The organism is Streptomyces sp. PA03-6a, from assembly GCF_033792765.1.
Lineage (GTDB): Bacteria > Actinomycetota > Actinomycetes > Streptomycetales > Streptomycetaceae > Actinacidiphila.
Map to the genome: position 1 here is coordinate 1 of NZ_JARAVK010000328.1, position 8,280 is coordinate 8,280.

8 protein-coding genes are annotated in these 8,280 nt (G+C 73.8%); 5 read left to right on the plus strand and 3 right to left on the minus strand.

Going from position 1 to position 8,280, the window contains the following annotated elements; genetic code table 11:
* Positions 1-58: 58 nt before the first annotated feature.
* Complete coding sequence (locus PV350_RS41610; RefSeq protein WP_499509400.1) at positions 59-430, minus strand: hypothetical protein; 372 nt, start codon at positions 428-430, stop codon at positions 59-61.
* A 410-nt stretch (positions 431-840) separates the two neighbouring features.
* Here PV350_RS41610 and PV350_RS41615 point away from each other — a divergent pair, with 410 nt between their 5' ends.
* The 3 genes from PV350_RS41615 (at position 841) to PV350_RS41625 (ending at position 3,002) form a co-directional block, all read left to right on the plus strand.
* The gene (locus tag PV350_RS41615) at positions 841-1,554 is read left to right on the plus strand and encodes an STAS domain-containing protein (RefSeq protein WP_500338605.1); all 714 of its coding nucleotides are present in this window, start codon (positions 841-843) and stop codon (positions 1,552-1,554) included.
* 98 nt (positions 1,555-1,652) lie between these two features.
* Positions 1,653-1,871 carry a DUF5133 domain-containing protein gene (locus PV350_RS41620; RefSeq protein ID WP_499509402.1) on the plus strand — a complete coding sequence of 73 codons (219 nt, stop codon included), beginning with the start codon at positions 1,653-1,655 and terminating at the stop codon, positions 1,869-1,871.
* Between the two features lie 39 nt (positions 1,872-1,910).
* The gene (locus PV350_RS41625) at positions 1,911-3,002 is read left to right on the plus strand and encodes a glutamate--cysteine ligase (RefSeq protein WP_500338607.1); all 1,092 of its coding nucleotides are present in this window, start codon (positions 1,911-1,913) and stop codon (positions 3,000-3,002) included.
* A gap of 46 nt (positions 3,003-3,048) precedes the next feature.
* Here PV350_RS41625 and exaC read toward each other — a convergent pair whose 3' ends face one another.
* Positions 3,049-4,572, minus strand: a complete 1,524-nt coding sequence (gene exaC / locus PV350_RS41630) for an acetaldehyde dehydrogenase ExaC (RefSeq protein ID WP_499509404.1) — start codon at positions 4,570-4,572, stop codon at positions 3,049-3,051.
* A 173-nt stretch (positions 4,573-4,745) separates the two neighbouring features.
* On the opposite strand from exaC, the gene PV350_RS41635 reads away from it, so the two are divergent.
* Both PV350_RS41635 and PV350_RS41640 read left to right on the plus strand, forming a co-directional pair.
* Positions 4,746-6,044 (plus strand): GAF domain-containing protein, encoded by a 1,299-nt coding sequence (locus PV350_RS41635; RefSeq protein WP_500338609.1) that lies wholly within the window; start codon positions 4,746-4,748, stop codon positions 6,042-6,044.
* 91 nt (positions 6,045-6,135) lie between these two features.
* Positions 6,136-7,188 carry a sulfite oxidase gene (locus tag PV350_RS41640; RefSeq protein ID WP_500338611.1) on the plus strand — a complete coding sequence of 351 codons (1,053 nt, stop codon included), beginning with the start codon at positions 6,136-6,138 and terminating at the stop codon, positions 7,186-7,188.
* Positions 7,189-7,206: 18 nt separating this feature from the next.
* Here the strand turns inward: PV350_RS41640 and PV350_RS41645 are convergent.
* A partial coding sequence (locus PV350_RS41645; RefSeq protein WP_500338610.1) for a hypothetical protein occupies positions 7,207-8,280 on the minus strand: 1,074 nt, incomplete at its 5' end.

Here is an 8,280-nt window from a genome sequence, read left to right on the forward strand (position 1 = left end):
CATCCAAACCCCCGGACCCCGCCCGGGCCACGGCGCGGCACGCCGGGCGGGCCCGTGATCACTCCGCTGGCGGGCCCCCCGCCGAACGGGCCAGCAGCACGAGCGCGGCCGCTCCGGCCACGGTGGCTGCCGTGCCCGCGGAGCGGAAACCGTGCGAGGAGCGCCAGGACAGGACCGACCAGCGCGACCCGGCGGACAGCAGTGAGCCCACGCTCAGCCACGAGCCGGTCGACAGCAGCGACAGGGCGGAACCGATGGACCCCGCGGACAGGGCGCTGCCGACCGAGCCGACGGACAGCACCGAGCCGACGGAACCGATGGAGAGCACGGAGCCCACCGAGCCGATGGAGAGCACCGAGTCCTTGGACCACAGGGACAGGGCGGAGCCCTGGCAGGACGAGCCCGGCTGCGGCGTGGAGGATTTCTTCATGCCACCCATCCTGCCGAACGCGGCCCGGTCTGGCAGGGCTTGAGGTCACGTCAGGACGGGTCGGTGATCGCGCATGAGCCGGTGCGGACCGGGATGCGGGCGGTGAGGGGGCGAGCGGAAGACGGAACGTGGAACGGACGGAGGCAGGTAAGGGCCCGTGATCGCGGCCGAGCACCGCGGCGGCGGTGACGGACGGATGGGCGGGCGGCCCCGCCGCGCCGCGACGCGAGGACGGACGCGCCCGGCACACCGGGCGCCAACCCGTCCTCCAGCACATATCATGCCGATGTCACCCCTTTGCCCGGAAATGTTCATGCGGGCCTCCGGGTGTCGTTCACGTTTTCCGATCACTCCACGCCGAGATGGTGCGCGCACGCACCGGCGAGCAGCGAAAGTGCAGGAGGTACGGCATGTCGGACCGGTTTCCCGATCTGCGGGTGCACTCCGTCCCCGCGGGACCCGAACTCGCCGGGCAGCACGAGTCCCATACGCGCCTGACCATCCTGCTCAGTCCCCACGGCGCCGCGCGCACCGAGGCCGTCCTGATCGGCGAGCTCGACGCCGCGACCGCGCCGGAAGTACGCCGCGCCCTGTTCGCCGCGCTGGAGGCGGGGGACGGCCTCGACCTGGACCTGCGCGACGTCACCGGCTGCGACATCGCCGGGCTGAACGCCCTGCTGGAGCTGCGCAACCGCGCCATGGCCGCGCACCGGACGCTGACCGTGACCGCCGCGAGCGACACCGTCCTGCGGCTGCTCGACCTCACCGGCAACCGCGCCGCGCTCACCCCGTCCCGCCCGTCGGCCCACCGCCTCGGGGCGGACGTCCGGCGCCTGTACACGGCGGTGTGCCTGGCCCTGCTGGACGCGGGCCTGCCGCTCGCACGGCACGCGGGCGGCGAGGACCGTCCCGTCGTGGAGGCGGGGCCGCGGGGCGTGGTCGTGCGCTGGGGCACCCTCCTCGGCACCGATGTGACGGCGCGGCATCCGGCCGGGGCGCACCGCCGCCCGCTCCACAGGGCGGTGCTGGACGCGCTGGCCATCGCCGGGTTCCGCACGGTCGAGGACAGCACGGCGACCCGCGAGATCATCGTCACCGCCCTGCCGGAGCGGACCCGCCGCTGATCCCGCACCGCGCTCCTCCTGCGTGCCCGGACGAAGCCGGGGTAGGCGGCAGCCAGGTACGCGGCTTGATCCCATGAACCGCCCCGCAGGAGGACGATGTGCTGCTGGCCCACCCCGCCGTGCTGAACGACCTGGTCGACCGTTACGAGACGCTGAGGATGCTCGACCCCGGGGACCCCGAGGTGCGCCGCCGGATGGCGGACGTCTCGTACACGCTGTGCGTGGCGACCGGCACGCGGGACGTCGACACGGCACTGATCGCGGCGCGGCTGCGGCTGCCGGGGGCCCGCCCGGAGGACGATTCGGTGCTTGCCTGAGGCGTCCGCGTCCCCCGCGGCTGCCGGGAAGGAGAAGCGTTGCGCACGGTCGGTGTGGAGGAGGAGCTCCTGCTGCTGGACGCGGAGTCCGGGGAGCCGCGGGCGTTGTCGACGGCGGTGCTGGCGTCGGCCCGTCGTGACGGCACGGCGGGCGGCCAGGTGTTCGAGGCGGAACTGCAGCGTCAGCAGGTGGAGTTCGCCACCCGGCCGCAGTCGCGGATGGAGGACCTGGCGGCGGAGATCGTGCGGTGGCGGGCGGAGGCGGCACGGCACGCCGAGGAGTCCGGTGGCGCGGTCGCGGCGCTGGCGACGTCGCCGTTGCCGGTGAGCCCGCAGTTGAGCACCGGGGAGCGGTACGGGTGGCTGCGGGAGCGGTACGGGCTGACCGCGCAGGAGACGCTGACCTGTGGCTGTCACGTCCATGTGTCGGTGGAGTCCGACGAGGAGGGCGTCGCGGTCCTGGACCGGATCCGCTGCTGGCTGCCGGTGCTGCTGGCGCTCAGCGGGAACTCGCCGTTCTGGCAGGGCCGGGACAGCGGCTACGCGAGCTACCGCAGCCGGGTGTGGGGCAGGTGGCCGTCGGCAGGGCCGGTGGAACCGTTCGGTTCCGCCGCCGCCTACCACGAACAGGTGCGGGCCATGATCGCCACCGGGGCCCTCCGTGATGAGGGCATGGTGTACTTCGACGCCCGGCTGTCGCACGCTTACCCGACCGTCGAGGTCCGCGTCGCGGACGTGTGCCTGGACGCGTCGGGTACCGCGTTGCTGGCGACGTTGGTGCGGGCGCTGGTGGAGACCGCGGCCCGCGCGTGGCGGGCCGGTGAGCCGCCGTCAGCGCACGCCGTGGCCCTGCTGCGGCTGGCGACCTGGCGGGCGGCCCGCGAGGGCATCGACGGCCGCCTGGTCCACCCGGTGACCATGGAGCCCGCCCCGGCCGAGGCCGTGGTCCGCGCGCTGTTCGACCTCCTACGCGACGCCTTGGAGGACAACGGCGACCTGATCCCCGCGCAGGACGCCCTCGCCGGACTCCTCAAGACCGGCAACGGCGCCCGCGTCCAACGCGACCTGCTGCGCCGCACCGGCGACCTCCGCGAAGTCGCCGCGGCCTGCGTCCGCCTCACCCACACCTGACGGGGGTGCCTGGCCCGGCCGGGCCAGGCACCCCTCACGCGGCGTCCTAGAAGAAGCCGAGCTTCTTCGGGGAGTAGCTGACCAGCAGGTTCTTGGTCTGCTGGTAGTGGTCGAGCATCATCTTGTGCGTCTCGCGGCCGATGCCCGACTGCTTGTAGCCGCCGAAGGCGGCGTGCGCCGGGTAGGCGTGGTAGCAGTTGGTCCACACCCGGCCCGCCTGGATCGCGCGGCCGGCGCGGTAGGCGGTGCTGCCGTCGCGGGTCCACACGCCGGCGCCGAGGCCGTAGAGGGTGTCGTTGGCGGTGGCGATGGCGTCGTCGAAGTCGCCGAAGGAGGTGACGGCGACGACGGGGCCGAAGATCTCCTCCTGGAAGACGCGCATCCGGTTGTCGCCCTCGAGGATGGTCGGCCGGACGTAGTAGCCGCCGGCCAGTTCGCCGCCCAGGTCGGCACGTTCGCCGCCGGTGAGGACCTTGGCGCCTTCCTGCTGGCCGATGTCGAAGTAGGAGAGGATCTTCTCCAGCTGGTCGTTGGAGGCCTGGGCGCCGATCATGGTGGAGATGTCCAGCGGGTGGCCCTGGACGATCTTCTCGGTGCGGGTGACGGCCGCCTCGAGGAAGGCGTTGTAGTGGCCGCCCTGGATCAGCGCGCGGGACGGGCAGGTGCAGACCTCGCCCTGGTTGAGGGCGAACATCGTGAAGCCCTCGAGCGCCTTGTCGTAGAAGTCGTCGTCGGCGCTGGAGACGTCGTCGAAGAAGATGTTGGGGCTCTTGCCGCCCAGCTCCAGGGTGACGGGCCTCAGGTTCTGCGAGGCGTACTGCATGATGAGCCGGCCCGTGGTGGTCTCGCCGGTGAAGGCGACCTTGGCGACGCGCGGGCTGGAGGCGAGCGGCTTGCCGGCCTCGACGCCGAAGCCGTTGACGATGTTGACCACGCCGGGCGGCAGCAGGTCGGCGATCAGGCTCATCCAGAAGTGGATGGAGGCCGGGGTCTGTTCGGCCGGCTTGATGACGACGGCGTTGCCCGCGGCGAGGGCCGGGGCGAGCTTCCACGTCGCCATCAGGATCGGGAAGTTCCAGGGGATGATCTGCGCGACGACGCCCAGGGGCTCGTGGAAGTGGTACGCGACGGTGTCGTCGTCGATCTCGGCGAGGCTGCCCTCCTGGGCGCGGATGGCGCCCGCGAAGTAGCGGAAGTGGTCGATGGCCAGCGGGATGTCGGCGGCGAGGGTCTCCCGGACCGGCTTGCCGTTCTCCCAGCTCTCGGCGACGGCCAGTTCCTCCAGGTGCGCCTCCATGCGGTCCGCGATCTTGTTCAAGATGTTGGCCCGCTCGGTCACCGACGTACGGCCCCACGCCGGCGCGGCCGCGTGGGCGGCGTCGAGGGCCCGGTCCACGTCCTCGGCGGTGCCGCGGGCGACCTCGGTGAAGGTCTCGCCGGTGACCGGGGTCGGGTTCTCGAAGTACTCGCCGCGGGCGGGCGGCACGTACTCGCCGCCGATCCAGTGGTCGTAGCGGGGCTGGTACTTCATGATCGCGTCGTCGGAGCCGGGGTTGGCGTACCGGGTCATGGGGCGGCCTCCCATTGCGAGCCACCCGCTCCGTTGCGGACGGCGTTTGGCGCGACCGTAGGACACGCAAGGTTGCAACAGGGTTGCGGCGGAGCGCAGTCACGGAACTACACTCGGCAGCACCCCACCCGGTGCCGCCGGGCACCGGTCCGTGCCTACTTCCGGGGACGGCCATGACTGTCTCGTACGCGGCGTCCTACGCGGCCTGGCCGCCGGGAACCGATCCGGACCTCCTGCGACGGGACGTGGCGCGCGCCCACGAGGAGTTCCTGACGACGGGTCGCCCCCCGCGGCCGGTGCGCGACGTCGTCCGCGACTCCTGGCAGCGCTCGCTCAGCCGCGGCGTGGACCCGGAGGCCGACGGCCCCCGCTCCCCCGGGCTCGGCGCCGCGGAGCTGCGGGACTACCGGCGGCAGCACCCGATGGCGGCGGTGCTGCCCGTCGTGCGCAGCCTGCTCGTGGAACCGGCGCAGGACAGCGCCCAGTTGGTGGCGGTCGGCGACGAGCACGCCCGGTTGCTGTGGGTCGAGGGGACCCCGGGGCTGGCGGCGCGGGCCGAGCGGATCGGCTTCGTCGAGGGCGCGGAGTGGGCCGAGGACGCGGCCGGCACCAACGCACCCGGCACCGCGGTCGCGCTCGGGCGGCCCCTGCAGATCTACGCGGGCGAGCACTTCATCCGTCCGGTGCACCCGTGGAGCTGCTCGGCGGCCCCGGTCCGCGACCCGGACACCGGCGCGGTCATCGGTGTCATCGACCTGACCGGCGACGACCACATCGCGGCGCCGCACGCCCTGGCCCTGGTGCGGGCCACCGTGGCTGCGGCGGAGGCCGAACTGCGGCTGCTGCGGCTGCGCGGCGTGCTGCCGGCCGCCCCCGGATCCGCACCGGCTGCGGGGACCGCGACGGCCCGGCTGGAGGTGCTGGCCCGCGACCGGGCACAGCTGACCTCCCTGTACGGCACGGTCGAACTGAGCCCGCGCCATTCGGAGATCGTCTTCCTGCTGGCCAGGCATCCGCGGGGGCTGGGCGCCGACGCGCTGGCGGTCTGGCTGCACGAGCACGAATCGGCCCGGGTGACCATGCGGGCCGAGATGTCGCGGCTGCGCCGGCTGCTCGGCCCGCAGGTACTGGGCTCGCGCCCGTACCGGCTGCTGCTGCCGGCCACCACGGACGCGGACGAGGTCCGGGCCCTCCTCGCGCGCGGCGCCCACCGCCGGGCCCTGGCCCGCTACCCCGGGGCGCTGCTGCCCGCTTCGGACGCCCCGGCCATCGTCGACGCGCGCGAGGAACTCCACTGCGGGCTGCGCCGCTCCCTGCGCGACCGGGGCGACGCCAGGCTGCTGCTCGACTGGCTGGACCGGCCGGGCAACCACGACGACGTCGACCTGCTGCAGGCGGCGCTGCGGGCGCTGCCCCGCGAGTCGCCGCGGCGTCCGGTGCTGCGCGCGCTGCTCGACCGTGCCCGGCAGTGACCTGCCGGGGCACACTGGTGGGGTGGATGATCCGAACATCGCGCACGTGAGCGCCGCGTCCCGGCTGGCCGACCCGGCCGAGGGCATCGGCATGGACGAACTGGGCCTGGCGGCCCGCAACCACGCGCTGCCCCTGGAGGCCTTGCGCTACGACGTCACACCACCCGGCCTTCACTACGTGCTGGTCCACTTCGACATCCCGCCGGCCGACGCACGGACCTGGCGGCTCACCATCGGCGGCAGGGTCCGTACGCCGCTGGAGCTGTCCATGGACGACCTGCGCCGGTATCCGGCCGTCACGCACCGGGTCACCATGGAGTGCGCCGGCAACGGCCGTGCCGGACTGACCCCGCGCCCGGTCAGCCAGCCCTGGCTGAACGAGGCGGTCGGCACGGCCGACTGGACGGGCGTGCCGCTGCGCACGCTGCTGCGGGAGGCGGGCGTGGAACCCGGCGCCGTCGAGGCGGTCTTCACGGGCGCCGACCACGGCGTGGAGCGCGGGGTCGAGCAGGACTACCAGCGCTCGCTGACGGTCGCGGCCGCGACCGCCGAGGACCCCGAGGTCCTCGTGGCGTACGCCATGAACGGCGCGCCCCTGCCGCCGCAGCACGGCCACCCCGTCCGCCTGGTCGTCCCCGGCTGGTACGGCATGGCGCACGTGAAGTGGCTGCACGACATCACCCTCACGGAAACGCCGTTCACGGGCTTCCAGCAGTCCGTCGCGTACCGCATCCGGCAGGAGCCCGACGAGCCCGGCGAGCCGGTGACCCGGATCGCGCCGCGCGCCCTCATGGTGCCGCCCGGCTTCCCCGACTTCATGACGCGCACCCGCGTCGTCCGGCCGGGCCCGCAGCGGCTGGAGGGCCGGGCGTGGTCCGGCCGCGCGCCGGTCGTCGGCGTCGAGACGAGCACGGACGGCGGCCACACCTGGCAGGCGGCCGCACTCGGCGACGAGGGCCACCCCTGGGCCTGGCGGCACTGGCACACCACCTGGGAGGCGACGCCCGGCCACCACGTGCTCAGCGTCCGCGCCACCGACGCGGAGGGCCACACCCAACCGCTGGAACAGCCCTGGAACCGCGGAGGCTTCGCCAACAACCTCGTCCAGCGCGTACCGGTGCTGTGCCTGGAGGCCGGCGCCTGAAGCCCGCGCGGCGCGGGGTCATCCGTCGAAGGCGAGCCAGTCGACGCCGTCGTGGGGCAGGGGGCCCAGGGCACCGCGGTCGGCGGCCCCGGCCCGTACGTCGAACCGGTCCTCCCTCCGCCCTCTCGAGACGCTCAGGACGAGCCCGGGTGCCACGTGGAAACGCCTGGCAGCCCGGGGCTCGAAGGGCCGGAGGGGAACCGGGCGCAGTTCCCGGGTGAGCGGCTCGACCTCCGCTCCGGTGATGCCGTGCGCCCTCGCCACGTGGTCGGCGCCCATCGCGGCCTCGTAGAGGGCGAACTGGAGGAGGAATCCGCTGAGCGGTTCGAGTTCGGCGACCGGCGGTTCGTCGTGCACCCGGTGCCAGACGGTCGGGTCGTCCTCGGACTCACCGGGCGTCCACAGCGTGGACCAGCGAAACCCTCCTTGGTTCTCGACGCCGAAGACACACATGTCGCCGCAGCGGTCGGTCTCACGACGGGGGTCCTCGACGATGCGGTTCTGGACGCCCAGGACTCCGGGGCGCCGTACGGCCAGCCGGTAGAGCTGCGCGAGCGCGGTGGGCAGGTCGGTGGAGCCGCCCGGCACGAACGGCGGCTTCGCGGCGCCGTCGGTGGCCGGGTACCAGCCCGTGACGAACCGCTCCAGCGCGAGGGCACGGTCGCCGTTCACGTCGTCCAGCCACTCCAGGCCGGGGCGGGCCGCGACGGGGCGCGGCGGGCGGACCCGGTCGAGCAGCGCCCTGCTGAGGGACGTCTGCAGCCGTACTGTGCAGTCGTCGAGTTCGTACACGGTGCCGCCGGGCGGGAGGTGCGAACCGATCACTTCCGCGTGGCCCGTGCCGAGGTGGAGCAGGCCCTCGTCCACGCGGACCATCAGATGGAAACCGGGCGGGTCCCAGAGCCGCTCCAGCACCCGAGCCGGCGCGGGGCCGAGCAGCCGGACCTCCCAGGCGTTCCACACACCGCTGCGCCCCGGTACCTCCCCCGCGTCCACGATGATCAGCGTCCCGGCGGAGCCGATGGTCATCGTCGCGCCGCCGACCGGAAGGTCCTCGGCGCCGGAGGTGGCGCCGATCAGCGCCCGTGCCTG

Bases quoted from the DNA above. Each gene is read 5' to 3' on its own strand.
- PV350_RS41610 (WP_499509400.1), bottom strand. From the start codon at position 430: ATGAAGAAATCCTCCACGCCGCAGCCGGGCTCGTCCTGCCAGGGCTCC.
- exaC (WP_499509404.1), bottom strand. From the start codon at position 4,572: ATGACCCGGTACGCCAACCCCGGCTCCGACGACGCGATCATGAAGTAC.
- PV350_RS41615 (WP_500338605.1), top strand. From the start codon at position 841: ATGTCGGACCGGTTTCCCGATCTGCGGGTGCACTCCGTCCCCGCGGGA.
- PV350_RS41640 (WP_500338611.1), top strand. From the start codon at position 6,136: ATGGACGAACTGGGCCTGGCGGCCCGCAACCACGCGCTGCCCCTGGAG.
- PV350_RS41635 (WP_500338609.1), top strand. From the start codon at position 4,746: ATGACTGTCTCGTACGCGGCGTCCTACGCGGCCTGGCCGCCGGGAACC.